This window comes from Cupriavidus sp. 05N39 (assembly GCF_056397325.1).
The window spans coordinates 1-25,761 of the sequence record NZ_JBFTNE010000051.1 but is presented as its reverse complement, the minus strand read 5'-3'; the positions used below and the strand labels follow the sequence as shown (position 1 = coordinate 25,761).

General features: G+C 66.6%; 25 protein-coding genes. 9 read left to right on the top strand and 16 right to left on the bottom strand.

Features of this window, described 5'->3' with window-relative positions; all coding sequences use genetic code 11:
- Window positions 1–21: 21 nt before the first annotated feature.
- Both AC1DN0_RS23410 and AC1DN0_RS23405 read left to right on the top strand, forming a co-directional pair.
- Complete coding sequence (locus tag AC1DN0_RS23410; protein WP_441626822.1) at window positions 22–294, top strand: type II toxin-antitoxin system Phd/YefM family antitoxin; 273 nt, start codon at window positions 22–24, stop codon at window positions 292–294.
- On the top strand, window positions 288–713 hold the full coding sequence (locus tag AC1DN0_RS23405; protein WP_441626820.1) for a type II toxin-antitoxin system VapC family toxin: 426 nt from the start codon (window positions 288–290) through the stop codon (window positions 711–713). Before AC1DN0_RS23410 ends, AC1DN0_RS23405 begins: the two co-directional genes overlap by 7 nt.
- Before the next feature lie 93 nt (window positions 714–806).
- Here the strand turns inward: AC1DN0_RS23405 and AC1DN0_RS23400 are convergent, their stop codons facing one another.
- Entirely contained in the window at window positions 807–2,483 is a 1,677-nt protein-coding gene (locus AC1DN0_RS23400; protein WP_477146040.1) for an L-lactate permease, read from the bottom strand.
- Between the two features lie 375 nt (window positions 2,484–2,858).
- Here AC1DN0_RS23400 and AC1DN0_RS23395 point away from each other — a divergent pair, with 375 nt between their 5' ends.
- Window positions 2,859–3,512: a LysE family translocator gene (locus AC1DN0_RS23395; RefSeq protein WP_477104278.1), complete on the top strand. Its 654-nt coding sequence runs from the start codon at window positions 2,859–2,861 to the stop codon at window positions 3,510–3,512.
- Window positions 3,513–3,564: 52 nt separating this feature from the next.
- Here AC1DN0_RS23395 and AC1DN0_RS23390 read toward each other — a convergent pair whose 3' ends face one another.
- From AC1DN0_RS23390 to AC1DN0_RS23355, 8 genes are all read right to left on the bottom strand, one after another.
- Window positions 3,565–4,209 (bottom strand): glutathione S-transferase family protein, encoded by a 645-nt coding sequence (locus AC1DN0_RS23390; RefSeq protein WP_441626814.1) that lies wholly within the window; start codon window positions 4,207–4,209, stop codon window positions 3,565–3,567.
- Window positions 4,210–4,405: 196 nt separating this feature from the next.
- On the bottom strand, window positions 4,406–5,593 hold the full coding sequence (locus AC1DN0_RS23385) for an aminotransferase-like domain-containing protein (RefSeq protein ID WP_441626812.1): 1,188 nt from the start codon (window positions 5,591–5,593) through the stop codon (window positions 4,406–4,408).
- A gap of 39 nt (window positions 5,594–5,632) precedes the next feature.
- Window positions 5,633–5,962, bottom strand: coding sequence for a DHCW motif cupin fold protein (locus AC1DN0_RS23380; protein ID WP_441626809.1), 330 nt, complete (start codon window positions 5,960–5,962; stop codon window positions 5,633–5,635).
- Between the two features lie 87 nt (window positions 5,963–6,049).
- Window positions 6,050–6,508: a RidA family protein gene (locus tag AC1DN0_RS23375; protein WP_441626807.1), complete on the bottom strand. Its 459-nt coding sequence runs from the start codon at window positions 6,506–6,508 to the stop codon at window positions 6,050–6,052.
- 11 nt (window positions 6,509–6,519) lie between these two features.
- The gene (locus AC1DN0_RS23370) at window positions 6,520–7,458 is read right to left on the bottom strand and encodes a DMT family transporter (protein WP_477146044.1); all 939 of its coding nucleotides are present in this window, start codon (window positions 7,456–7,458) and stop codon (window positions 6,520–6,522) included.
- Between the two features lie 75 nt (window positions 7,459–7,533).
- Window positions 7,534–8,172, bottom strand: coding sequence for a LysE family translocator (locus tag AC1DN0_RS23365; RefSeq protein ID WP_441626805.1), 639 nt, complete (start codon window positions 8,170–8,172; stop codon window positions 7,534–7,536).
- A 22-nt stretch (window positions 8,173–8,194) separates the two neighbouring features.
- Window positions 8,195–8,911, bottom strand: a complete 717-nt coding sequence (locus AC1DN0_RS23360; protein WP_441626803.1) for an alanyl-tRNA editing protein — start codon at window positions 8,909–8,911, stop codon at window positions 8,195–8,197.
- A 57-nt stretch (window positions 8,912–8,968) separates the two neighbouring features.
- Complete coding sequence (locus AC1DN0_RS23355; RefSeq protein ID WP_441626801.1) at window positions 8,969–9,652, bottom strand: VOC family protein; 684 nt, start codon at window positions 9,650–9,652, stop codon at window positions 8,969–8,971.
- Window positions 9,653–9,736: 84 nt separating this feature from the next.
- On the opposite strand from AC1DN0_RS23355, the gene AC1DN0_RS23350 reads away from it, so the two are divergent.
- The 5 genes from AC1DN0_RS23350 (at window position 9,737) to AC1DN0_RS23330 (ending at window position 15,832) form a co-directional block, all read left to right on the top strand.
- Entirely contained in the window at window positions 9,737–11,272 is a 1,536-nt protein-coding gene (locus AC1DN0_RS23350) for an aminotransferase-like domain-containing protein (RefSeq protein ID WP_441626799.1), read from the top strand.
- A 202-nt stretch (window positions 11,273–11,474) separates the two neighbouring features.
- Window positions 11,475–13,388, top strand: a complete 1,914-nt coding sequence (gene htpG, locus AC1DN0_RS23345) for a molecular chaperone HtpG (protein WP_441626797.1) — start codon at window positions 11,475–11,477, stop codon at window positions 13,386–13,388.
- Between the two features lie 127 nt (window positions 13,389–13,515).
- A complete protein-coding gene (locus tag AC1DN0_RS23340) occupies window positions 13,516–14,046 on the top strand; it encodes a DNA-deoxyinosine glycosylase (RefSeq protein ID WP_441626795.1) in 531 nt (176 codons plus the stop codon).
- A gap of 46 nt (window positions 14,047–14,092) precedes the next feature.
- Window positions 14,093–14,848 (top strand): tetratricopeptide repeat protein, encoded by a 756-nt coding sequence (locus tag AC1DN0_RS23335; protein ID WP_045237423.1) that lies wholly within the window; start codon window positions 14,093–14,095, stop codon window positions 14,846–14,848.
- 105 nt (window positions 14,849–14,953) lie between these two features.
- Window positions 14,954–15,832 (top strand): class I SAM-dependent methyltransferase, encoded by an 879-nt coding sequence (locus AC1DN0_RS23330; protein ID WP_045237422.1) that lies wholly within the window; start codon window positions 14,954–14,956, stop codon window positions 15,830–15,832.
- Window positions 15,833–15,907: 75 nt separating this feature from the next.
- Here AC1DN0_RS23330 and AC1DN0_RS23325 read toward each other — a convergent pair whose 3' ends face one another.
- Window positions 15,908–17,494 carry an ABC transporter substrate-binding protein gene (locus tag AC1DN0_RS23325; protein ID WP_477146043.1) on the bottom strand — a complete coding sequence of 529 codons (1,587 nt, stop codon included), beginning with the start codon at window positions 17,492–17,494 and terminating at the stop codon, window positions 15,908–15,910.
- Window positions 17,495–17,836: 342 nt separating this feature from the next.
- Between AC1DN0_RS23325 and trmB the strand changes: the two genes are divergently transcribed.
- The gene (trmB, locus tag AC1DN0_RS23320) at window positions 17,837–18,511 is read left to right on the top strand and encodes a tRNA (guanine(46)-N(7))-methyltransferase TrmB (protein ID WP_477146039.1); all 675 of its coding nucleotides are present in this window, start codon (window positions 17,837–17,839) and stop codon (window positions 18,509–18,511) included.
- A 67-nt stretch (window positions 18,512–18,578) separates the two neighbouring features.
- On the opposite strand, the gene AC1DN0_RS23315 is transcribed toward trmB, so the two are convergent.
- The 6 genes from AC1DN0_RS23315 to AC1DN0_RS23290 form a co-directional block, all read right to left on the bottom strand.
- On the bottom strand, window positions 18,579–19,781 hold the full coding sequence (locus AC1DN0_RS23315) for a DUF2863 family protein (protein WP_045237420.1): 1,203 nt from the start codon (window positions 19,779–19,781) through the stop codon (window positions 18,579–18,581).
- Window positions 19,782–19,914: 133 nt separating this feature from the next.
- Window positions 19,915–20,061: a hypothetical protein gene (locus tag AC1DN0_RS23310; RefSeq protein ID WP_441626790.1), complete on the bottom strand. Its 147-nt coding sequence runs from the start codon at window positions 20,059–20,061 to the stop codon at window positions 19,915–19,917.
- Window positions 20,062–20,359: 298 nt separating this feature from the next.
- Complete coding sequence (gene acnA / locus AC1DN0_RS23305; RefSeq protein ID WP_441626788.1) at window positions 20,360–23,065, bottom strand: aconitate hydratase AcnA; 2,706 nt, start codon at window positions 23,063–23,065, stop codon at window positions 20,360–20,362.
- A 299-nt stretch (window positions 23,066–23,364) separates the two neighbouring features.
- Window positions 23,365–24,816, bottom strand: coding sequence for a bifunctional 2-methylcitrate dehydratase/aconitate hydratase (locus AC1DN0_RS23300; protein ID WP_441626786.1), 1,452 nt, complete (start codon window positions 24,814–24,816; stop codon window positions 23,365–23,367).
- Window positions 24,817–24,889: 73 nt separating this feature from the next.
- Window positions 24,890–25,417: a hypothetical protein gene (locus AC1DN0_RS23295; RefSeq protein ID WP_441626784.1), complete on the bottom strand. Its 528-nt coding sequence runs from the start codon at window positions 25,415–25,417 to the stop codon at window positions 24,890–24,892.
- A 188-nt stretch (window positions 25,418–25,605) separates the two neighbouring features.
- Window positions 25,606–25,761 (bottom strand): citrate/2-methylcitrate synthase (locus AC1DN0_RS23290; RefSeq protein WP_477146042.1); only part of this gene is annotated, 156 nt, incomplete at its 5' end.

Below are 25,761 nucleotides of genomic sequence, written 5' to 3'. Positions count from 1 at the left end.
TTTCAAGTAAGGGGCAACGCTATGCAAACCATTCCATTCTCGGAGGCACGAGCGCATCTCGCTGATGTGCTTCGGGACGCGGAAAGTGGGCAGGAACCGCTCCTGATCTCCCGGCGCGGTCAGCCGGCTGCCGTTTTGATGTCGTGGTCGCAATACCGGCTGCTTGTCGGTTCCCCGTCTGGATTCTTTGGGCGTTTGAGCGAATGGCGCAGCGAGCACGTGCAAACGGAAGACGAGGCAGACCCATTCGAGCATGTGCGTCAACCCGGCGACGGGCGTGATTTCACATGGTGAGCGCCGTGAGTTGGCTGCTGGACACCAACATTGTCTCGGAGACAATGCGGCCAAGGCCGGATGCAGGGGTAATGGCGAATCTGGCCCGATTCGATGGCGAACTGGCTATTCCGGCGACGGTTTGGCATGAACTACGTTATGGCTGGCTGCGTATGCCGGATGGCCAGCGCAAGGACGCAGTTGGCCGTTTCGTGCAGGCAGTGGCGGGCAGCTTGCCGGTCTTGCCCTATGACAGCGCCGCGGCACGGATCCATGCCGAGCTACGCAATTCGCGGGAGCGGGCTGGGCTGAGCCTGCCCTTTGTGGACGGACAGATCGCATCCGTCGCGATGGCGCACGGCCTGACGCTGGTGACGCGCAATACCAGGGATTTTGCCGGGCTGGCGGGCTTGCGGCTGGCCAACTGGTTCGGGGGCTGAGCGCGGCTTCCGGCACCCGGCTCCCGTTTCTCCTTCGGTCTGGCCCCGCCCATGCACGGGCGGGGCCTCTTTCATGGCCGCTGGTTTGCCCACTCAGTGAATCACCATCTGCGTGAACGGGTGCACGTACGCCTGCAGCGTGATGAACAGTCCGACCAAAACCGCCAGCGCTACCGAGTGGAAGAACACATAGCGCAGGATGTCGCCCTCGTGGCCATACCACTTGGTGGCGGTCGATGCCACCACGATGGACTGCGCGTCGATCATCTTGCCCATCACGCCGCCGGAGCTGTTGGCCGATGCCATCAGGATCGGCGACAGCCCGAGTTGCTCGGCCGTGGTCTTTTGCAAGCCGCCAAACAGCACGTTGGAGGCGGTGTCGGAACCGGTCAGCGCCACGCCCAGCCAGCCCAGCATGGTGCCGAACAGCGGGTAGAACACGCYGGTGTGGGCAAACGCCAGTCCCATGGTGGCGTCCAGGCCCGAGTAGCGGGTCAGGTAGCCAATGCCGAACATGGCGCAGATGGTCAGCAGCGAATATTTCACCAGCTTGATGGTTTCCCAGTATTCCCTGACGAGGCGCGGTACCGAGTAACCCATCAGCAAGCCGCCCAGCAAGGCCGAGGCCAGGATGCCGGTGCCCGCCATCGACAGCACGTTGAAGTTGAACACCGCGCCTTCGGCGATGGCCTTGGGCACCACCGGCGGCACCTTGAGCACGGCCTTGTCGAGTCCGGGAATCGGAAACTTGAATTGCCACAGGCCATCCATCAGCTTCTTGAATTCCGGAATGCCCCAGACGAAGACGAAGACCGTCAGGATCACCCACGGCATCCAGGCCTTGACCACCGAGATGCTGGCGGAGGCGGCGCTGGCGCGTGCTTCGGCGGCCACGGCCGCAGGGTCGTCGACCTTGGAGTCATCGTGGCGGCCCAGGATCTTGGTGGAGGTCCAGATTTCCTTGGGCTTCCACACTTTCAGGAACAGCGTGAGGCAGCCCATCGAGACCAGCGCGGCGATCACGTCGACCAGCCAGGGGCCGTGGTAGTTGGAGACCAGGAACTGCGGCACGGCGAAGGTCACGCCSGCSACCAGGATKGCYGGCCAGATCGCCAGCATGCCGCGGAAGCCCGCGAACGCCCAGATCAGCCAGAACGGCACCAGCACCGAGAAGAACGGCAACTGGCGGCCGACCATGGCCGAGAGGTGCAGCAGGTCGAGGCCGGTGACCGAGGCCAGCCCGATCAGCGGTGCGCCCAGCGCGCCGTATGCCACCGGCGCGGTATTGGCGATCAGCGCCAGGCCGGAGGCGGCCAGCGGCGAAAAGCCAAGCCCGATCAGGATCGCACCCGTGACCGCCACCGGCGTACCGAAGCCGGCCGCGCCCTCGAAGAAGGCGCCGAAGCTGAACGCCACCAGCAGCAGTTGCAGGCGGCGGTCTTCGGTGATGCCCGAGATCGAGTTCTGCAGCACCTTGAAGGAGCCGTTCAGGGTGGTCAGCCGGTGCAGGAAGATGATGTTCAGCACGATCCAGCCGATCGGGAACAGTCCCGACACGATGCCCAGGCCGGCGGCCTTGCCCGCCATCTCGGCAGGCATGCCGAATACGGCGGCAGCGATGACCACGCCCACCACCAGCGCCAGGCCGGCGGCCAAGTGGGCCTGCATATGGAAGAATGCCAGCGAAGCCAGCAGTACGGCGACAGGAATGCCGGCAGCTAGCGTTGATAACGCCATGCTGCCTAGCGGGTCATAGACTTGACTCCACACGATGAATCTCCTCGGGTTGGGCGGCAGGTTCTTTTCTGATTGCACCGGCCTGCCGTTTTGGCTCTTGTTCCGACGTGCCATGCCAGCCACGCGTCCGACAGACTTCGCGATTTTAAGGATGGGTTCCCGCCACGACGCCCTAAATTGAATCACCATCGTCGTGAGCCGGATTCAGGGATCAGGGTTTGCCTGGGGGCAGGCTGGTGCACTCTCTGTGCCATTGGCAGAGTACTCCAAACCACTCGATACGCAAATGTATGCTGGCCAGGCCCGTGGTGGCAGAATGCACTGGTTGTCTTTCGTGCCCTGGCGCTCGCGGAGGCTGGGCGGACCGGCATGACAGGGCGGCGTTCGAACTTGCGGGGGAGTCTCGTCATGCATCACATCATTCCCGGCGGTCCCATGCTGGCCGCTTTCCTGTTGTCCAGCCTGTTGCTCGCGGTGACGCCGGGGCCCGCCGTGATCTACATCGTGGCGCGCACCCTTGGGCAGGGCCGGCTTGCCGGCCTGGCTTCGGTGGTGGCAGTAGTGCTGGGCAATCTGGTCAATGTACTGGCGGCCGCGCTGGGGCTGGCGGCGCTGTTCGCGGTGTCGGCGCTGGCTTTTGCCGTGATCAAGTATGCAGGCGCTGCCTACCTCGTGTATCTCGGGCTGCGCGCACTGCGTGCGCGTCCGGCGGCCGCCGGCGAAGCAGGGCCGGAAGCCGGAGGCGCCGGCCTGCGGCGCGTGTTTCGCGATGGCTTCGTCGTGGCCTTGTTCAACCCCAAGACCACCTTGTTCTTCGCAGCCTTCCTGCCGCAATTCATGGATCCGGCCATCTCGGCGCTGCCACAGAGCATTGCCCTTGGCGGCATCTTCGTGCTGGTCGCCTCCATCACCGATTGCTGCTATGTGCTGGCTGCGGCGGCCGTGTTGCCGTATCTGTCCCGTGCAAGAGGCGTGCAGTCCGCAGGCCGTTACCTGACCGCCGGCGCATTGATCGGTCTGGGCGTGCTCGCGGCAGTGTCGGGCGGACGCAACAGCAAGTAGCCGCCGGCAGGTACGTTGGCCGTTGAGGCGGGGAGGATGGGCGGGCTGCGTTTCAGGTGAGCGGCAGCGCCAGGATCCCCGTGGCGGCCGGCCGGGCGCGCATCGCGGCAAGCCAGCGTTCGAGATGCGCACGGGGCTGGTGCGTCACCGGCAGGCCCAGCCAGCGGTGCGCGGCGCAGGCCAGCGGGATGTCGGCCATGGTGAAGCGGTCGCCGCAGATGAACTCGCGCTGGGCCAGGGCTTCGTCGAGCCGGGCCGCCAGCGGTTCGGTGCGTTCCAGGGAGCGGGCGATCAGGTCGGGGTCGCGCTGTCCGGCGGGCACCCGTACCAGCTGGCGAAACGCGTCGACCATGGCGGGACTGAAGGCGTTGGTCTGCCAGTCCATCCAGCGGTCAGCCAGCGCGCGCGCCTTGACGTTGCCGGGCCACAGAGTGTCCTCGCCATCATGCGCGCAAAGATAGCGCACGATGGCGTTGGACTCCCACAGCACAAAAGGCTCGCCGCCGACGTCGGTGCCGCGGAAATCCTCGATCACCGGAATGCTGCGGTCGGGGTTGAGCCGGACATAGGCTTCGGTATCGAGGTCGCCCTCGCTGACGCCGATGTCGATGCGTTCGTGGTCCAGGTGCAGCTCGCGCGCGCACCAGACAACTTTCTGCACATTGATCGATGAGAGCCGACCCCAGATACGCAGCACGACAATCTTCTCCTGATGGCTTGGGCCGMTCCATGCGCTATGTGGCGCAGGGCCCGGGCTGACGGGTGATGTTGTTATCTTGCCATGAAGCCCGCCGCCGAGGAATCAGCCGGGAGATGTATGCGTTGTATCGGCACGGCAGCCGGGCCGGCCGTCAGACTGGCCCGGTTCGCGCAGGCGTTGCCTGCGCGATGCCTCAGGCTGCCTTGGCCTGCGGCGCGTGCTTGGCGATGGCTTCGCGGAACAGCGTGCCGAGGATGGCCACGCCCTGTTCGATGCGCTCCGGCGCCACCGTGACGAAAGCCAGCCGCAGCGCGTTGCGGCGCGGGTTGCTGGCGTAGAACGGCGCGCCCGGCACATAGGCCACGTTGCGCTTGACCGCTTCCTGCAGGATCTCCATGCTGTCCAGCCCTTCGGGCAGCTCCATCCAGATGAACATGCCGCCCTCCGGCGCGTTCCAGGTCACGCCTTCGGGCATGTGGCGCCCAAGCGAATCCAGCATGGCCTGGCACTGCGCGGCGTAGAGCGTGCGGATGGTCGGGATGTGCGTGTCCAGCAGGCCGTCGCGCACCACCTCGTAAGCCAGGCGCTGGGTGAAGCTGGGCGTGTGCAGGTCCGATGCCTGCTTGGCCTGGCACAGCTTGAAGTGCAGCTCGGGCGGGGCGATCACGAAGCCCAGGCGCAGGCCGGGTGCGAGGATCTTGGAGAACGAGCCCATGTAGATCACGCCGTCGGGATTCATCGACAGCAGGCTGGGCAACTGGTCGCCGTGGTAGCTCAGTTCACCGTAGGGATCGTCCTCGACCAGCAGCACGCCAAGTTCGCGCGCGCGCGCCACCAGCGCCTGGCGGCGTTCCAGCGGCATGCGCCGTCCGGTGGGATTCTGGAAGTTGGGCAGGGCGTAGAGGAAGCGCGCGCCGGCGGTCAGCTCGGGCGTGAGGGCTTCGGGCAGCAGGCTCTTGTCGTCGCCCGGCACCGAGACGAATTCCGGCTCGAACAGCGAGAAGGCCTGCAGCGCGCCGAGGTAGCTGGGCGTTTCCACCAGCACCGGGCTGCCCGGATCGATCATCACCTTGGCGATCAGGTCCAGCGCCTGTTGCGAGCCGGTGGTGATCAGCACGCGCTCCACGTCCACGTTATGACGCTTGGCAATGAATTCGCGCAGCGGCATGTAGCCTTCGGTCGCGGCGTATTGCAGCGCTGCCTGCGGATTGTCGGCGAAGATCCGGGCCACCGCCTGTTCCATGGCCGCTACCGGGAATGTGGCCGGGGAGGGCAGGCCACCAGCGAAGGAAATGACTTCCGGACGCTCGGTGACTTTCAGGATTTCGCGGATAGCCGAGCTGGTCAGCTGTTGCGCCCGGCGGGAGATGGCCCAGTTCATGATGTTCTCTTGGTATGTGGGGAGTCGAACGGGATCGACTCAGTCAACGATAAAAAGCCGGGCGCCGGTCGGGGTGGACGAACGGTGCGGTTCGGCGTGGTCGGCAACCTGGTAGCTCGTGCCCGCGGCGAGCACGAAATGCCGGCCGTCTTCCAGCTCGGTATGCAGCTCGCCTTCCAGCACAAACAGGATGTGCCCTTTGGTGCACCAGTGATCGGCGAGGTACCCGGCGGAATACTCCACCATGCGAACGCGGATATCGCCGAACTGGCGGGTGCGCCAGAGGGCTTCCCCGGTGTCGCCGGGATGGCGGGTCGGGGTGATCTCGGACCAGTCGGTGGTGCCGAAGGGCAGGTTGTCGATGCGCATGTGTGGGACAGGATTCCTCTTGCTGTTCGGGGATGGGGGGCGGGACGCACCGGCACGGGTGCATCCTGCCTCCCGGATCAAGCCCTCTTACTTCACTTCAACGATCATCTCGATCTCGACGCAGGCGCCCAGCGGGATCTGCGCCACGCCGAAGGCGCTGCGGGCATGCTTGCCGGCGTCGCCAAAGATTTCCGCCAGCAGCTCCGAGGCGCCGTTGGTCACCAGGTGCTGCTCGGTGAACTCCTGCGTGGAGTTGACCAGGCTCATCACCTTGACGATGCGGGTGACACGGTTCAGGTCGCCGCCCAGGTGGGTGTGCAGCGTGGCCAGCAGGTCCACGGCGATCGAGCGCGCGGCGGCCTTGCCGTCTTCGGTGCCCAGGTCCTTGCCCAGCTTGCCTGCCCAGGGCTTGCCGTCCTTGCGGGCGATGTGGCCTGAAAGGAACACGGTGTTGCCGGTTTGCGCGGCCATCACGTAGGCGGCGGCCGGGGCGCCGGCGGTGGGCAGTTCGATGCCGAGGCGGGCAAGAGTGTTGTAGACGGACATAGGGTCTCCAGTCAGTGGGATCGTCCCGTTGGAATGGGGTGGGGTTCTTCGACGGCGGGTGCGGGCACAGGGCCCGCGGGGGCGCTGCGCACCGCAGTCCGGCGGCCCAGGGCCACCACGGCGATCACCGCCACCGCAAAAGCGAGGGTGGCGGCATCGAGCGGCTCGGCCAGCATCAGGGCGCCGCCCGCCAGCGTGAGGAACGGCTGCAGCAATTGTATCTGGCCCACGCGCGCCACACCGCCTTTTGYGAGCCCGGCGTACCAGAACAGGAAGCCGATGAACATCGAGAACACGGACACGTAGCCCATGCCGAGCCACGCGCGCGGCGAGGCAGCGGCGATCTGATCGGGATGTTGCAGCCCCAGCCAGGCCACCACCGGCAGCAGCAGGGGCAGCGCCACCACCAGCGCCCAGCTGATGGTTTCCAGCCCGCCGAGTTCGCGTGACAGCTTGCCGCCTTCGGCGTAGCCCAGCGCGCCCAGCACCATGGCCGCGAACAGCAGCCAGTCGGCGTGCTGCAGCCCGCCCGCGCCCTGCCASAGSGCGAAGGCGATCACCAGCGCGCTGCCGACMGCGGCCGASAGCCAGAACGCGGGCGAGGGCCGCTCGCCCCCGAACCAGGCGGCAAAGACCGCGGTGGCCAGCGGCAGCAGGCCGGTGATGATGGCGCCATGGCCGGCCGGCACTTCGCGCATGGCCAGCGAGGAAAACAGCGGAAAGCCCACCACCACGCCCAGCGCCGTCACCGCCAGGCGCCACCACTGGCCGCCCTGGGGCCGGCGCATGCGCGCGAAGGCACCGCGCTGCCATAGCAGCACCAGCGCCAGCAATGCCGCCACCACCGCGCGGCCGAGCGCCACGAAGGTGGCGTCCAGTTCGGCCACCGCCATGCGGGTGAAGGGCAAGGTCTGGCTGAATATGGCCACGCCGGTAAAGCCGAGCAGCATGCCGCCGCTATGCGTGGCGCCGGGGGCGTTGTTGACGTTGGGGAGGGAGGCGGGTCCGGCGGCCATCTTGGATGCTCAGTGAAGGGTGGGCAGGCTGGCAAGCGCGATCCACAGCGCGGTCAGTGCGAGGGCCAGGCCCATGCCGCGGTTGAACCAGCGGATACGATGGCCCGCCTGCAGCCATTGCCGCAGCGAGGCGCCGAGCACGCCGTACAGGCCATTGCTGACGAAGCCAAGCACGCCGAACACGGTGCACACCAGGAAGGCCCGGTGCAGCGGCGACTGGGCGTCGGCCATGTACGACGCGGCCGTCGCCAGCGCCAGCATCCACGCCTTGATATTGGCGTATTGCAGCGCTGCCGATTGCCACACCGACAGCGGGCGCAGTACCTGCTTGTCCGACAGCACGGTGCTGCGCGCCAGCTTGAGCGCCAGCCATAACAGGTAGAGCACGCCGGCCGCGCGCACCAGCAGCGCCAGCGCCGGGCTGGCCAGGATCAGCGCGCCCACGCCGGCCGCGCACAGCGCCAGGATGCTGGCGAAGCCGAACGCCACGCCCACGCAGTGGGGCAGCGTGGCGCGCAAGCCGAAGTTGGCGCCAGTGACGGCGGCGATGGTGGTGTTGGGGCCCGGCGTGAACAAGCCCACCGTCATCAGCGACAGCAGCGCGGCGAACTGGGCCGCCGACAACCCGGTCAGCAGGGCAGGGTCCATGATCATGGTCGTCGTGCCCTTGTCACGCCGCGAACTGCACGACCACACGGCGGTTGGTGCGGCTCTTCTTCTCGATCTTGGTCACCACCACCGCGCCGATCTCGCCGGTAGCCGCCACATGGGTGCCACCGCAGGGCTGGCGGTCCACGCCGGGGATGTCGATGATGCGGATCGCGTCGCTGCCGGCCGGTGGCGCGGCGCCCACGGTGCGTACCAGTTCCGGTTGCGCGGCCAGCTCCTCGGGCGTGATGCGTTCGATACCGACCTGGCTGTCGGTGCCGATCAGCGCGTTGAGCTGTTCGGTGAGCACGGCTTTGTCGAGCGTGGACTCCGGCAGGTCGAAATCAATGCGCGCCGAGTCGGGCGAGATGCCGCAGCCGGTCACCGGCACCGGGATCAGCGAACCCAGCAGGTGCAGGCAGGTATGCAGCCGCATCAGCCGGTGACGGCGCTCCCAGTCGATGGTGACGGCGACGATGTCGCCCGGCTCCGGCAGCGCGGCGCCGGGCTCRGGCACGTGCAGGATATGGCTGCGGTCCGGGGTGTACACCGTTTCCAGCAGGGCAATGGTGGCGCCGTTGGCCAGCCTGAGCGTGCCGGTATCCCCCGCCTGGCCGCCGCTGCGTGCGTAGCACACGGTCTGGTCGAGTTCGATGCCGTCAGCGTGCACGGCCACCACGGTGGCGGTGCAGCTGCCGAGATAAGCGTCGTCGTCGAAGCGTTTGCGGGTGGCGGACATCGGTCGGGCCTCCTTCATTGTTGTTGTGGTTGTTGTGTTTATTGCTTTGCGCCTGGTTCAGCGCAGCGTGCGCACGCCGTCTGGCGTTTCTATCTCCGCGGTCAGCTCCGCGACGGTTGACGCCTCCAGGGCGATCGGGCCGCCGCCCAGCCATTGCATGGCCTCGGCAAGCCGGGCCGCCTGCGGATGCCGGCCGCGCAGCGCGCGCAGCGCCAGGCCCTGGTTCGGCAGCCGGGACGAGGGATGGGTCGGCACATCCCACTGGATCAGCGTGGGGAGGATGCCTGCGCCCTGGATCGACGCGCCATCCCCATCGTCAGCCGGCCACGACGGCAGGCTGCCGTCCTCGGGCACGGTGATACGCCAGCGCAGGTCGCCACGGGTCATCGGGATGACCGGCGGGATGCGCCCGGGGTACTGCGCTTGCCACAGGGACAGGTCGGTTGGCCGCTCCACACGCGCCGCCCAGTGCAGCAGGAAGGGGCCATAGCGCAGCCGCGCCTGTACCGCCTCGGTGTCCAGGCCAAACCAGCGTGGCCGGGCGGGGGGCGGCGCCTCGGGATCGATGGCGATCACCTCGATGTAGGCCCCGCCGAACAGGCCGAGCAGACCATTGTGCGTGCCCATGCCCGGATGGGCGCCGCCCGGCTGGGGCGTCACGCCAAGCGCATCGGCGACGTGCTGCGCCCCCTCGGCAAGCGTGGGAGCGGCGATCACGAGATGGTCGAGGGCAATTGTCATGGTGTGTTGATGGTAGACAAGGTTGTCGGTACAGTACCGATACAGTTATGCAGAACATTCTCAGTACAGTGGCGGGAGCAAGGCATGAACAGCAGGGACCCGATTGCGCCAGGGCACAAGGATAAAGGAGCCGGGGCAGGCAAGCGCGACGGCGCGGTCTCCGGCGCCGGCGAACAGGCGCGGTCATTGCGCCTGGTGCTGCCGCCCCCCACCGAACGCATGCCCGACCCGGTGCCCTCGGTGCAGATGACGCTGGTGGAACAACTGACCGAATGGGCGCGGATGCGTATCGACGAGCGGGTGTTCCGCGCCGGCATGCGGATGCCTTCGATCCGCCAGCTCGCGCAGGAAAAGGGCATCTCGCGCTTCACCGTGGTCGAGGCCTACGAGCGGCTGGTGGCGCTGGGCTACCTGGAATCGCGTCGCGGCTCGGGCTTCTATGTGCGCGAGCGCACGCCGCAGGTGGCGGCGGTAGCGCCCGTGGCTACCGGCGCGCGCAATATCGACGTGACCTGGCTGCTGCGCAGCATGTTCCACTCCACCGAGCCGCATAAGTCCCCGGGGATGGGCTTCCTGCCCAACGACTGGCTGGACGGCGAGCTGATCGCCAGCGCGCTGCGCGGCCTGGGCCGCCAGCCGGGCAGCCATTTCCTGGCCAGCGGCACGCCGCAGGGCTTCCTGCCCCTGCGCCAGCAACTGCGCAACCGCCTGGCCGAGCTGGAGATCGGCGCCACCCCGGACCAGATCGTGCTGACCTCCGGCATCACCCAGGCACTCGACCTGATCGCCCGGCTCTACCTGCGTCCGGGCGACGCCGTACTGGTGGGTGATCCGGCCTGGTTCGTCATGTTCGGCCGCTTTGCCGCCCAGGGCGCCCAGCTGATCGGCATGCCCTACACCGCCGAAGGCCCCGACCTGGAAGCACTGGAGCGCATCCTGCAGGCGCGCCGGCCGCGCCTGATGGTGATCAACTCGGTACTGCACAACCCGACCGGCACCTCGCTGTCGGCCGCCAAGGCCTTCCAGCTGCTGCGGCTGGCCGAGCAGTATGACCTGCTGATCGTCGAGGACGACATCTATTGCGACCTGTGCCCGCCCGGCCACGCCGCCACCCGGCTGGCCAGCCTGGACCAGTTGCGCCGCGTGATCTACCTGGGCAGCTTCTCCAAGACGCTGGCCGCCAACCTGCGGGTGGGTTTTATCGCGGCGCACTCCGAACTGGCCGCCAGCCTGACCGACAGCAAGCTGCTGGCGGGGCTGGCCTCGCCGGAGATCAACGAGCGAGTGCTCTATAAGGTGCTGACGGAAGGCCACTACCGCAAGCATGTGGAGCGGGTGCGCAACCGGCTCGACCGCGCCCGCGACGACACCCGCCGTACCATCGAACGGCTAGGCTTGACGCTGTTTCCCGGGCAGCATGCCGGCATGTACCTGTGGGCGGACACCGGGCGGGACACCAACGCCATCGCCACCGCCGGCCACGAAGAAGGCTACCTGTTCGCGCCGGGCAGCCTGTTTTCGCCCTCCCAGATGCCTTCGGGCTGGATGCGCTTCAACGTGGCCAGCAGCCAGGATCCCGATATGCTGGCCTTCCTGGCGCGCCAGCTGGACCGGCGCTAGCGGCGCAGCCGCCTGCGCGCCGCATCTTGAAAACGGCGCCGCCGCCCCTATGTTTGCGGACATTGGCGTAATGCCGGGCCGGCACCAGGAGGGGGCGGCCCGGCGTTGCCAGAAGTTCGCGCGGACCGGACCCGGTAGCTTTCGGGTCCGGTCCGCCACATGACCCAGATTCCCAAGTTAGCCAAGTTTGAAGAGGAGAACCATGACCGCACCGCACGAGACGATGAGCTTCCAGGCGGAAGTGAAGCAACTGCTGCACCTGATGATCCACTCGCTGTACAGCAACAAGGAAATTTTCCTGCGCGAGCTGGTTTCGAATGCTTCCGACGCCACCGACAAGCTGCGCTTCGAGGCGATTGCCAACCCGGCCCTGCTCGAGAACGATGCCGACCTGGCGATCCGCATCGAGGCCGATCCCGCGGCGCGCACGCTGAAGATCACCGACAACGGTATCGGCATGAGCCGCGATGAGGCGATCCGCAACCTCGGCACCATCGCCCGTTCGGGCACCAAGGAATTCTTCCAGCAACTCTCCGGCGACCAGCAAAAGGACGCCGCCCTGATCGGCCAGTTCGGCGTGGGTTTCTACTCGGCCTTTATCGTGGCCGACAAGGTGACGGTGGAGACCCGCCGCGCCGGCCTGCCCGCGAGCGAAGCCGTACGCTGGGAAAGCGCCGGCGACGGCGAGTTCAGCGTGGACGCCATCGACCGCGCCGAGCGCGGTTCCACCATCACGCTGCACCTGCGCGAAGGCGAGGCCGATTTCCTCTCGGCCTGGAAGCTCAAGGGCATCATCCAGAAGTACTCCGACCATATCTCGCTGCCGATCCGCATGCCCAAGGAAGTGTGGGATGCCGAGGCCAGCGCCTACAAAGCCACCGGCGAGTGGGAAAGCGTGAACCAGGCAAGCGCGCTGTGGACCCGCTCCAAGTCGGACATCACCGAAGAGCAGTACACCACCTTCTACCAGCACATCGCGCACGACAACGAAGCGCCGCTGGCCTACACCCACAACCGCGTCGAAGGCCGCAGCGAGTACACGCAGTTGCTGTACGTGCCGGCGCGCGCGCCGTTCGACCTGTGGGACCGCAACCACAAGGGCGGCCTCAAGCTCTATGTGAAGCGCGTCTTCATCATGGACGACGCCGACCAGCTGCTGCCGGCCTACCTGCGCTTCGTCAAGGGCGTGGTGGATTCGGCCGACCTGCCGCTCAACGTCTCGCGTGAATTGCTGCAGGAAAGCCGCGACGTCAAGGCCATCCGCGAAGGCTGCACCAAGCGCGTGCTGTCGATGCTGGAAACGCTGGCCGACAGCGACGACGAAGCCGAACGCGCCAAGTACACCACCTTCTGGCAGCAGTTCGGCCAGGCACTCAAGGAAGGCCTGGGCGAAGACGCCGGCAACCTGGAGCGCATCGCCAAGCTGCTGCGCTTTGCTTCCACGCAGCAGGACACCGCCGAGCAGAGCGTGGCGCTCGCCGCCTACGTGAGCCGCATGAAGGAAGGCCAGGACAAGATCTACTATGTCACGGCCGACAGCTGGTCCGCGGCCAAGTCCAGCCCGCACCTGGAAGTGTTCCGCAAGAAGGGCATCGAAGTGCTGCTGCTCACCGACCGCGTGGACGAGTGGATGCTGTCCTTCCTGCGCGAGTTCGATGGCAAGGAACTGGTCTCGGTGGCACGTGGCGACCTGGAACTCGGCGCGCTGGCCGATGCCGATGAAAAGGCCGAGCAGGAAAAGGCGGAAGGCGACTGGAAGGACGTGCTGGAACGCGCCAAGACCGTGCTGGAAGGCAAGGCCAAGGACGTTCGCGTGACGCTGCGCCTGACCGAGTCCGCGTCCTGCCTGGTGTCGGACGAAGGCGACATGAGCGGCTACCTGCAACGCCTGCTGAAGCAGGCGGGCCAGAAGGCGCCGGACGCCCAGCCCATCCTGGAGCTGAACCCGGACCACGCGCTGGTGCGCAAGCTGCGCGCGCTGGCGGAAGCTGGCCCCAGGGACGAAGCCTTCGGCGATCGCGTGCATGTGCTGTTCGACCAGGCCCTGCTGGCCGAGGGCGGCACGCTCGAGGATCCGTCGGCCTACGTGCACCGCATCAACAAGCTGCTGGCGTAACCCAAGCGGCGGTTTGCTCCCCTTTCCCCCGCGCACCGGTGGAGAGGGGGGGCGGGCGCTGGCAGCAAGTCGCGCAAGCGCTTGTCCGCCACCGGGCGTGCCAGTTCCCGCGCGGTACACTCCCCCCATGCAAGTTCCTTCCTCCGCATCCCTCCCGGTTCTCCCTCCCGATCTCCAGCAAGGCCTGCCCCCGGTCATCGACCGGCACACCCGCGTGCTGGTGCTGGGCAGTTTTCCCGGCGCCGCCTCTTTGGCGGCGCGGCAGTATTACGCCCACCCGCGCAACCAGTTCTGGCCGCTCCTGGGGGCGCTGACCGGCGAGCCGCTGGCGGAGCTGCCCTACGCGGAGCGGCTGGTGCGGCTGCTGTCCCACCGCATCGGCGTGTGGGACGTGCTCGGCGCCTGCGTGCGCGAGGGCAGCCTGGACAGCAATATCCGCCACCCGCAGGCCAACGACTTCGTGCGGCTGATGGCACTGGCGCCAGAGTTGCGGCGGGTGGGCTTCAACGGCGGCACCTCGGGACGCTTCGCGCAGCAGTTCGCGGCGGCCGGCTATGAGACGGTAGTGCTGCCATCGTCCAGCCCCGCCCATGCGGCGCGCAACTTCGCGCAGAAGCTGGAGTTGTGGCGGGCGCTTCTGTCACAATCGCGGCCATGAATCACGGTGGCACGCCACCGTCCCACGTTATGCAGGTAGACCGACAATGCCATACCTAGGAATTGGTTTTCACGTCATCGTCGCGGTGTTCTTTGCCGTGCATGCGGTGCGCACGCAGCAGAACATGTACTGGCTGCTGATCCTGTTTGCCTTCCCGGGGCTGGGCAGCGTGGTGTATTTCTTCGCCATCTACCTGCCCGGACTGCGCCAGACGCGCGGTGCGCGGGCCGCCACGCGCGCCATCGGCCAGCTGGTCGACCCCAACCGCGCGGTGCGCGAGGCGCGCGACGCATTTGACCGGGCGCCCACCGTCGATCATCGCATGCGCCTGGGCGCCGCCTTGCTGGATGCCGGCGACCCCAAGGCCGCGCTGGAACACTACGAGGCCGCCGCCAGCGGCCCGTTTGCCACCGACCCGGCGCTGCTGCTGGGCCTGGCGCGCGCGCAGTTCGCCACCGGCGGCCATGCCGCCGCCGTGGCAGCGCTGGAACGCCTGTTCGCCGCCCAGCCGCAGGGCCGCCAGCAAGCCGATCCCGCCTTGTTGTATGCGCGCGCGCTGGCCGCCTCGAACGCGCCGGGCACGCGCGCCGCATTCGAGCAGGCGCTCACCTGCGCCAGCGACGCCGCCGCGCGCTGCCTGTTCGCCGACTGGCTGACGGCGCAGGGCACGCCGGCCGACCGCGAGCGCGCCCAGGCGCTGTACGCCGAGATCGTGCACGACGGCAAGCACTGGCCGCGCCACGCCCGCGAGCACAACAGCGAATGGCTGCGGCGCGCCCAGAGCGCGCTCGGCAAAGCGTGAGCTGAACGAACCGGCGCGGGCCTTCGCATCGCGGGGCCATCGCCCGCCGCCGTATTACGTGCCGCCTATGCGGGCGTCACATCGACTTGTTTTTTCCTGACCACCATGACTCTTCTCAAACGCAAATCGATCGAAGCCGAGGCCTCGCGCCGTCCCGCACGCGGCACGCGCAGCCGCGACGGCGCGCAGGCGGCGCCGCGCGAGGAAAAGCGCATGACGCCGCGCTTCGCGCCGGTGACGTTCTCCGAAATGGAAGGCGTGCGCTACCTGCATTTCGGTACCGAATGGGTGCAGGGCGCGATGCGCCTGCGCAAGCCCGATGCCATCGAGCTGGAGTACGCGCAGCAAATGATGGCGTGGCTGCTGTTCCTGTCGCCGTCGGCGCCGGATTTCCACGTGGCGCAACTGGGTCTGGGCGCGGCCGCGCTGACCAAGTTCTGCCATCGCCAGTTCAGCCGAGCGCGCGTTACCGCGGTGGAGCTGAATCCGTCCGTGATCGTGGCCGGGCGCAGCATGTTTGGCCTGCGCGAGGACGACGAGCGCCTTAGCGTGCGTGAGCAGGATGCCTGGGACTACGTGATGGACGGCGCCCACACCGGCGCTCTCGATGTCCTGCAGGTCGATCTCTACGACGCCACCGCGCGCGGACCGGTCCTGGACACGACAGCCTTCTACAAGGCCTGCCGCCGCGTGCTGAAAGCACCGGGCGTGATGACCATCAACCTGTTCGGCGACCACGACAGCTTTCCCAAAAACATCGTGCGGATCTGCGAAGCCTTCGATAACCGCGTGCTGGTGTTCCCAGAGGTGCACGACGGCAATGTCATTGCCCTGGCCTTCAACGGCCCGGCGATCGATGTGTCGTGGGATGTGCTGGAAGCGCGCGCCAAGGTGGTGGAGGACAGCACCGGCCTGCCCGCGCGCGACTGGGTGAAGAAACTGCGGGCGGCGAATGCGCGGCAGGAGGACGGTTTGCGGATCTGAGGCGGCTGGCTTGCCGCTTGCGGCGCCGGCCCTCGCCGCCGGCGCCGCAAGCAGGGAGCGCTTCGGCGCTCTGCCTTACTGCTTGTGGAAGAACTGGGCGAGCGACCATTCGTCGGTACGCGCTTCATACTTCAGATCCTTGCGCATCGCCCACATCGCCAACTGGCTATGGGAAGGAACAATGGCATGATCCGCCAKCGCAAACTTGGCCGCGATCCGCGCATTTTCCTCCCGCGACTTGTCGCTGCTCACCGTGGTCAGCGATTTCTCAATCAGCAGGTCAAGCTGCGTATTGCTGTACTTGCCCCAGTTCCACGTTCCGTATCCCGTCTTGGGATTCGGCGTCCCGGTGATCGAGCGCAGCGCCACGTCGGCCGCCGCCGACCCCCAGCCCAGCATCTCGAACGCAAAGTCTCCCTGGCGCGCGCGCGTGAAGTACGCGGCCACCGGCAGTGTCTCCACCTTGGTCTGAATGCCGATGCGCGTCAGCATGCTGGCGGTAGCCTGCGCCACCGCGGCATCGTTCAGGTAGCGGTTATTGGTCGCGTGCAGCGTCAGGCCAAAGCCATCCGGATAGCCCGCCGCGGCCAGCAGCTTCTTCGCGCCTTCGGGATCATAGGCCTCGGGCTTGGTGCCGGGATGGCCAAAGATCTGCGGCGAGACGATCGAGGAGGCCGGCACGGCCAGCCCTTCCATGATGCGGTCGACGATGGCGTCGCGGTTCAGCGCCTTGCTGATCGCGGCGCGCACGCGTGCGTCCTTGAACGGGTTCTTGCCGAGCGGCTTGCCGGCCTTGTCGGTGACGAAGGGCGGGTTGTCGCGCGACTGGTCCATCTGCCAGAAGATGGTGCGCCACGAGACCTGCTGCTCGATGCGGAACTTGGGGTTCTGCCTGAGCCTGGCCACGTCGGCGGAGGGCACGCTTTCGATCACGTCCACGTCGCCGGACAGCAGCGCCGCGCTGCGCGCGCCGTTGTCGGTGATGATGCGGAAGATCGCCCGATCCCAATCGACCTTGGGACCCCAGTAGTCGGGGTTCCTGGCCATCACGATTTCCTGCCCGCGCGCGAAGCGCACGAATTTGAAGGGGCCGGTGCCGATCATCGCCTTGCCCGAATCGAAATCGGCCTGGGTCAGCGTGGCCGCGATCTTCTTCGGCATGATCGGCACGCTGTTGAGGTCGTTGGCCAGGTTGGCGTAGTTGGGCACGCTCATGGTGAGGCGCACGGTGAGCGGGTCGGGCGTGTCGATGCGCGCGATCGGCTTGGTGTAGCTGGTGAAGGAGCCTGGGCTATTGGTGAGTTTGTCCGGGCGCTCCAGCGAGGCCTTGACGTCTTCGCTGGTGAACGGCGTCCCGTCGTGCCATTTCACGTTGGGGCGCAGCTTGATTTCCCAGGTGATGGCGTTGACCGGCTTCCATGACAGCGCCAGGCCCGGGATGTAGCGGGCGTTCTTGTCCATGAACACCAGCGACTCGAAGATGTGCAGGGCGATGGCGTTGTTCGGTCCGGCGTTGTTCCACTGCGGGTCCATCGAGGTCACGTCGGCGGACAGGCCGATGCGCAGGTCTTCGGCCTGCGCCGCGCCGGCGGGCAGCAGCATCAGCGCGGCGCCGCCGAGCACGAGTGCGGCGCCGGCTTGCAGCATCGCGCGGCGCGGCATCAGGGCGGCAAGGACGTCAGGCGGGCTTGACGGAGCGCCGGCAGGGCGATCCGCGGTGCGGGCTGGAAGGCTGCGGCTAAGGCGTGTTGCGGGCATCGGGATGCGCTCCTCGTACGGGCCGGCCCTCGGGAGGGGAGGGCGTCGGCGGGTTCTCAGATGGGGTGGCGGCTCCGGCTTGCTTGCCTGAATCTCCACCCGGCTGCCCGCATTGTGCCGCCAAAACGACATCGGTGTGCGATACGGGCGTCATATGCTTATGCTCCCAGCAAGGGGTGGCACATGTCCATGGCTTGCGCCGCCTGCTTGTCCCCGGGCCCGCCCGCAGCCGGTAGAATCCCGCCCATGTTCGCCAACTCCCGCACCATCACCTCGGCCCAGGCCGATGTCCACGACCACCTCGCGGCGCGTGTCGCCCGCCACCTGGCTGAGCCCTTTCGCAAGCCGATCGGCGAGCCCAGCCGGCGCGCGCTCGATCTTGCGCTGCAGCAATGGCAGCAGGCCGGCGTCGCGCCGCTGATCCTCGACGCAGGCTGCGGCGTGGGGGAGAGCACCTTGCGCCTGGCCACGGCGTTTCCCGGTCATTTCGTGATCGGCGTGGACCAGTCGGAGAAACGGCTGACCGGCGGCAAGGACTGGTGGGAAGGGCCGATGCCGGCCAATTTCGCCTGGGCCCGTGCCGACCTGGTCGATGTCTGGCGGATGCTGCAGGCGGATCGCATCCCTATTGCGCGCCATTACGTGCTGTATCCCAACCCCTGGCCCAAGATCGGCCACCTGGGGCGGCGCTGGCAGGGCCATGCGGTGTTCCCGGCGCTGGCTGCGTGCGGAGACTATCTGGAGTGCCGCAGCAACTGGYAGGTCTATATCGATGAATTTGCCCAGGCGCTGGCGCTGGTTGGCCGGCCGGCGCGGGTCGAGTCCTGGCGGCCGGCCGAGGCTATCACGCCGTTCGAGCGCAAGTACGCCGCCTCCGGTCATGCGCTGTGGCGCTGCGTGAGCGAGCCCGCGGCAACCTGACACCGGGAGCCGGGAAACAAAACGGCCCGCGCAAGGCGGGCCGTCGGTGAGGCGGGTGGGGTAACGCTCAGTGGAACAGCGGCTGCTGCGTGGGCGCGTCTTCGGGCAGTTCGGCGTGCACGATCTCACCCGAGCGGTCCGCGTAGAGCGGCGTGCCGCAGTCTTCGCAATACTCGGGGTCGAACAGCGCGGCGTGACGGAATATGTCTTCGACCCCCGCGTTGCGCAGTTCCTCGCAGATCTGCTCCAGCGGGTTGTCCTTCTCGCTGGCGTCGATCTCGCCGGACTCGCGGCCATACACCGGCCAGACGATGCCGTAGATCACATCCTTCTCGCCGCGCATGGTAAAGCCGACGCGGTACTCCTCGACTTCCTCCTCGCCGAAGGCCGCCACCACGGCGGCCATCTGGCCGGCGGGCACGTCCAGCGTGCCGCACAGGTAGTTGACGGCGGCGCGCACGGTGAGCGGGCGGATGCTCTTGTCGGACTCGCGGCAGGACAGGAAGAAGGCGTCGGGCAGCAGCAGCTCGAACTCGCAGCCGGGCATCAGCAGCGCGATCGAAGGCTGGACCTGGGTGCGCCATTGCTCCAGGCACACCGTGCGCTCGGCATGGTGTTCCTTGGCGTCCTCCTGCCAGCGGAACAGTGCCTGCTCGTGCGGCGCCACCACCACGGCCAGCAGGTAGCGCGGATCGGCCAGGATCGGCGCGGTCTCCGGCAGGTCGCGCAGATCGACCTTGGGCGTGGTGCCGGCCATGGCGGCCGAAACCAGCTTGTAGGTCAGGGCAAAGGTATCGCTGTGCGTGCGCGGCAACTGGTCGATGCTGTACAGGTAGGGCGATAGCGCCATCTTGGTATTGGTCGCCAGCACATGCGCCTGCATGTGCACCGCCAGGGTCTGCGACAGCTCGGGCTTGAGCGCGCCGGACGGGATGGCGTAGCGGGTGTGGGCCAGGATGGGGGCGGCGATCAGCAGGGCGTCGTAGCTGACGCCGTCGATTTCGACGGTGGCCGACTCGGCCAGGGTCTCGGCTTGTTCGGCGAGCACGTCGGAGGCGTCGGCGTTGTGCTTGAACAGGTGTTCGAGCGCGGCGTCGAGGGCGGACTGGCTGCCGTTTTTCAGGAGCCGGCCCAGGCGTTGCGAGAGCCGCCGCTCCCAATACCCATCCTCCATGCGGCTGCCCGAGGCATCGAGCGCGAGCGCATCGGCCACCAGACGCTCGGCGTCAGGCGAAAGACGTTGGGAAGCCTTGGGGCGAAAACCTGCCATAAGTCGAAATCATCCGTTTTTCGGTAAAACGGTATTCTACTCGCTGCGTTGACAAAAAAAGCCGCCAGGTGCAGGGCGGCTGTTCTGCGTGATGCCGGACAGGCTTGCGCGGTGCCTCGAAGCGCCGGGGCTGTTACTTCTGCGCGGGCGCTTGCGGGGTCTCCGGCGCGTGGGTTTCCACGCCGTGCTGCTCGCCGCCCATCGAAATCTCGCCGCCCTTGGACAACATATAGAGTGCCGCGCCGGCGATGACGACGAATGCGATGAAAATCTTTGCCATGGTGTCTCCTGTGCGTTTGAGGCGGGCAGGCCGACGTGGCTGCCCTGCGCAATGCTTTGTTCTTGTTGATGCATCGGAGTGTGGCAGGGCAGGCTTGCGTGGAACTTACACGGGGGCATGCTTGGGGTAAGCCTGGGTCAAGCGGTGGTGGCTGCGCTTTTAGCCCGGCTGCCGGGCTCGCCGGGCGCTATGGCAGGTAAACGCCGCCGCAAAGAAAAACGCCGCTGGCCATGTCCTCCATAGAGGCGCACGGCCAGCGGCGTCGCCCCAAAGCCCCTGAGGGCCCCGGGCTAGCCGGTCAGGCGGCCAGCAACTGACGCAGCACGAACGGCAGGATGCCGCCGTGGTTGTAGTAGTCGACTTCGATCGGGGTGTCGATGCGCAGCAGCACCGGCACGCGCTGCACGTCGCCATTGGCGCGCTTGATCACCAGCGTCACGTCCTGCTGCGGCTTCAGGTCGCCTTCGATGCCTTCGATGTCGAACGTCTCGTTGCCGATGATGCCCAGCGTCTGCACGCTGTCGCTGCCTTTGAACTGCAGGGGCAGCACGCCCATGCCGACCAGGTTGGAGCGGTGGATGCGCTCGAAGCTGCGCGTGATCACGGCCTTCACGCCAAGCAACTGGGTGCCCTTGGCGGCCCAGTCGCGCGACGAGCCGGTGCCGTACTCTTCGCCGCCGAACACCACGGTGGGCGTGCCTTCGGCGATGTATTTCATGGCGGCGTCGTAGATCGACATTTCGTCGCCGGTGGGCTGGTGCAGCGTGACGCCGCCTTCCACGCGCGAGCCATCGGCCTTGACCGGCAGCATCAGGTTCTTGATGCGCACGTTGGCAAAGGTGCCGCGCATCATGACCTCATGGTTGCCGCGGCGCGAGCCGTAGCTGTTGAAGTCCGCCTTGAGCACGCCGTTGGCCAGCAGGTACTTGCCCGCGGGCGACGATTCCTTGATCGAACCAGCCGGCGAGATGTGGTCGGTGGTCACGGAGTCGCCAAAGACGCCGAGCGCGCGCGCATTGCGCACGCTGGTCTGGGTCGCGGCCGGTTCCATGCCGAAGCCTTCGAAGAAGGGCGGCTCGGCGATATAGGTGGACTTCGGCCAGTCGTAGACCTGGCCCTTGGTGCCCTTGACCTTGGCCCACAGCTTGCTCGGCTTCTTGACCTGCTCGTAGTTGACCTTGAAGACCTTGGCGTCCATGGCGTACTTCATCAGCGCATGGATTTCTTCCGAGGTCGGCCAGATGTCGCCAAGGTAGATCTCGCGGCCGCCCTTGCCCGTGCCCACCGGCTCGGTCATCAGGTCGCGCGTCACGTTGCCGGCGATGGCGTAGGCCACCACCAGCGGCGGCGAGGCCAGGAAGTTGGCGCGGATATTCGGGTGGATGCGTGCCTCGAAGTTGCGGTTGCCCGACAGCACGGCGGCCGCAATCAGGTCATTCTTGGTGATCGCCTCGTTCAGTTCCGGCGTCAGGTCGCCGGCGTTGCCGATACAGGTGGTGCAGCCGTAGGCGGTCACGCCGAAACCCAGCTTTTCCAGGTAAGGCAGCAGGCCGGCGGCCTCCAGGTACTCCGTGACCACGCGGCTGCCGGGGGCGAGCGACGTCTTGATGTGCGGCGCAACCTTGAGGCCGGCTTCCACCGCCTTCTTGGCCAGCAGGCCAGCGGCCAGCAGCACGCTCGGGTTGGAGGTATTGGTGCAGGACGTGATGGCGGCGATCAGCACATCGCCGCTCTTCACGTTGACGCCGTCCGTCGTGGTGTAGGTCTTGTCCAGTTCGGCGATGTCCTTGTTGAACCCGTTCTCGGCGGTCGGCTTGGCGAACAGCGAGGCAAAGGTGGACTTGACGTTGCCGATCTCGATGCGGTCCTGCGGGCGCTTCGGGCCGGCCAGCGAGGGGGCCACGGTGCCGAGGTCCAGCGTGACCACGTTGGTGTAGTCGATCTCCCCGGCCTTGGGGATGCCGAACATCTTCTGGGCGCGGAAATAGCCTTCGAAGGCGGCGATTTCTTCTTCGGTGCGGCCGGTGCCCTTGAAATAGTCGATGGTCTTCTCGTCAACCGGGAAGAAGCCCATGGTGGCGCCRTATTCCGGCGCCATGTTGCCGATGGTGGCGCGGTCAGGCAGCGCCAGGCTGGCGGTGCCTTCGCCGAAGAACTCGACGAACTTGCCGACCACTTTCTCGCGGCGCAGCATTTCGGTGATGGTGAGCACCAGGTCGGTCGCGGTCACGCCTTCGCGCAGGCGGCCCTTCAGTTCCACGCCGACCACGTCGGGCGTCAGGAAATAGACCGGCTGGCCCAGCATGCCGGCTTCCGCCTCGATGCCGCCCACGCCCCAGCCCACTACGCCGATGCCGTTGATCATGGTGGTGTGGCTGTCGGTGCCGACCAGGGTGTCCGGGTAGTACACGCCGTCCTTCTTGTGCACGCCGCGCGCCAGGTACTCCAGGTTGACCTGGTGCACGATGCCGAAGCCCGGCTGCACCACACCGAAGGTGTCGAAGGCCTGCATGCCCCACTTCATGAACTGGTAGCGCTCGTTATTGCGCTGGAATTCCAGTTTCATGTTCAGGTCCAGCGCATTCTTTTCGCGGAAGTGGTCGATCTGCACGGAGTGGTCGACCACCAGGTCCACCGGCACCAGGGGCTCGATCTTCTTCGGGTTCTGGCCCATCTTCTCGGCCACGTTGCGCATGGCCGCCAGGTCGGCCAGCAATGGCACGCCGGTGAAATCCTGCAGCACCACGCGCGCCACGACGAAGGGGATCTCGTCGACGCGCTCGGCGACGGGCTTCCAGTTGGCAAGCTGCCTGACGTGTTCTTCAGTGACCTTCTTGCCGTCGCAGTTGCGCAGCACCGATTCCAGCACGATGCGAATCGATACCGGCAGGCGCTCGACCGCTACGCCGAGTGCCTTGCCCAGTTGCGGCAAGGAATAGAACTGACCCTTGCCGGACGGGCCGGTCTTGAATTCTTTCAGAGTCTTATTGAGATTGTGGGGCATTGCCTTACTCCAATCGAAGGATGGTGCGGACTAGCTTGTGGACTCGTAAATCTGCGTTTCGCCGCCGGCGGCCGGTGAAACAAGCCTGCCTCGCGGCGCCCGGCGCCGTGACGGCGCCGTTGTTCATGCCTACTGCCTGCTGCTTGCGTTGTGCATTCTTGCTTTTCTTGCTGATGGATTCTTGCTGATCTGCTTTGCTGCTGCGTGGCATTACCAATGTACGCGCCGCGTGGATTTTAGGGCAAGCCGGCGGGCCCCGTCAGCCTGCCAGGCCCGGTTCATCCGTTTTTTTCCGCGGCTCAGATCACGTACAGGTCGACGTACTCGTTGACCGGCATCGCTTCCAGGCGGGCCTGGTCCAGCGACACGGCCAGGATGGCCTGCTGCTGCCTGGCCGGGAAGCGGCGCGCCAGGTTGGTCTTGAACTTTTCCACCAGCAACGGGATGCCATCGTCGCGGCGGCGCTTGTGGCCGATCGGGTATTCCACCACCACTTCCGGGAGCACCGTGCCGTCGCTCAGTTCCACGGTCAGCGCATTGGCGATCGAGCGCTTTTCCGGATCGTGGTAGTCGGCCGTGAACTGCGGGTCCTCCACGCACACGATCTTGTCGCGCAGCGCGTCGATGCGCGGGTCCGCCGCGACCTTGTCTTCATAATCCTCCGCGGTCAGGCGGCCGAACAGCAGCGGCACGGCCACCATGTACTGGATGCAGTGATCGCGGTCGGCCGGGTTGGCCAGCGGGCCTTTCTTGTCGATGATGCGGATGCAGGCCTCATGGGTGCGGATGGTGACCTTCCCGACGTCGGCTGCCGTCTTGCCCGCGGCGGCCAACTGGCCGTTCAGGGTCATGGCGGCTTCCACTGCGGTCTGCGAGTGGAATTCAGCGGGAAAGGATATTTTGAATAGCACGTTCTCCATCACGTAGGAGCCGTACGGGCGCTGGAACCTGAAGGGCTGGCCCTTGAAGAGCACGTCGTAGAAGCCCCAGCCCCCGGCACTGAGTACCGAGGGATAGCCCATCTCGCCGGTCCTGGCGATCAGCGCCAGGCGCACGGCGCGGCTGGTGGCGTCTCCCGCGGCCCAGCTTTTGCGGCTGCCGGTGTTGGGGGCGTGGCGGTAGGTGCGCAGCGACTGGCCATCGACCCAGGCGAGGGACACGGCGTTGATGATCTCGTCGCGGCTCAGGCCCAGCATCTGCGCGACGACGGCGGTGGAGGCCACCTTGACCAGCACCACGTGGTCCAGGCCGACCTTGTTGAAGGAGTTTTCCAGCGCGATGCAGCCCTGGATCTCGTGGGCCTTGATCATGCCGGTGAGCACGTCCCTCATGGTCAGCGGCTTGCGCCCGGCGGCCACATTGTTGCGCGAGAGCCAGTCGGCGGTGGCGAGGATGCCGCCGAGGTTGTCCGAGGGATGGCCCCATTCGGCGGCCAGCCAGGTGTCGTTGAAATCGAGCCAGCGGATCATGGCTCCGATATTGAAGGCCGCCTGGACCGGGTCGAGCTGGAATTGCGTGCCGGGCACCTTGGCGCCGTTGGGGACCATCGTGCCGGGCACGATCGGGCCCATCAGCTTGGTGCAGGCCGGGTATGACAGGGCTTCCAGGCCGCAGCCGAGGGTATCGATCAGGCAGTTGCGGGCCGTGTCGTAGGCAAGCGCGCTCTCGATCTGATAGCGGGTGACGTAGTCGACAATGTCGACCAATACCTTGTCAGGTTCCGGACGAACGTTTGGAACGTGTGCAGACATGGGGTCCCCTCGGGTATTTGTGCTTCCTGGTGCCCATGGACATGGCCGGGCGATGCCCGGCTATGTCACCTGGTTACGGCTTCGGCGCGGCATCGGCTGCCGGGGCCGGCGGGGCGACCAGCAGGGGGGTGGCTACCGGGGCACGCAGTGCGCCTGCCTGGGTCGGCGCCGAGCCGCCAGCCTGCATGTCCGCGGTCTGGCACTCATCGGCCAGGCGCTGGCCGGCGTTCTTGTTGAACAGCATGGCCTTGCTCGGGATCACGACCAGGTCCAGGCCGGAGCGGGCGTCGAAATAGCGGTCGGCGCCGGTCACGGTGGACAGGCGCGGCAGGCGGTATTCCTTGCCCTCCCAGTTCACGGTGATGACTTCGTCACGCTGCATATTGCCGCCGATGTACAGGACATGGCCCAGTTCGCACTGCCATTTTTCGCCATGCGGCACGGCTGCGGTTTCCGTGGTTGCCGCCTTCTTGGCCGGGGCCTTCTTGGCAGGAGCCTTCTTGGCGGGAGCAGCCTTCGTGGCCGGATCCTGGGCCGTCGCGACGCCGGCGGTGGTCAGCGTGAATGCGCCGATACAGGCGGCGAGGACAAGATGCTTCATTCTGTGGGTTCCTTCTGGAGTTGGGTCAAAGGCGGTGGATTGCCGGCTGAGGCCGACAGACACATGTCCGCCGCTATTCTCTACGATTTGAAAGTCAGGGCGTAGTACCCCTACCATCGGTTACACAATTGGGCATCGCGGCGGGCCCGGTCAAGCCTGTTTTGCTTCATGGTAGGACGATTTTCCGCTTATTTACGCTTGCCGATCGGCACGAACTTCAGGTTCTCCGGCCCGGTGTAGTTGGCGCTGGGGCGGATGATCTTGTTGTCGATGCGCTGCTCGACGATGTGGGCAGCCCAGCCGGAGGTCCGCGAGATCACGAACAGCGGCGTGAACATGGCGGT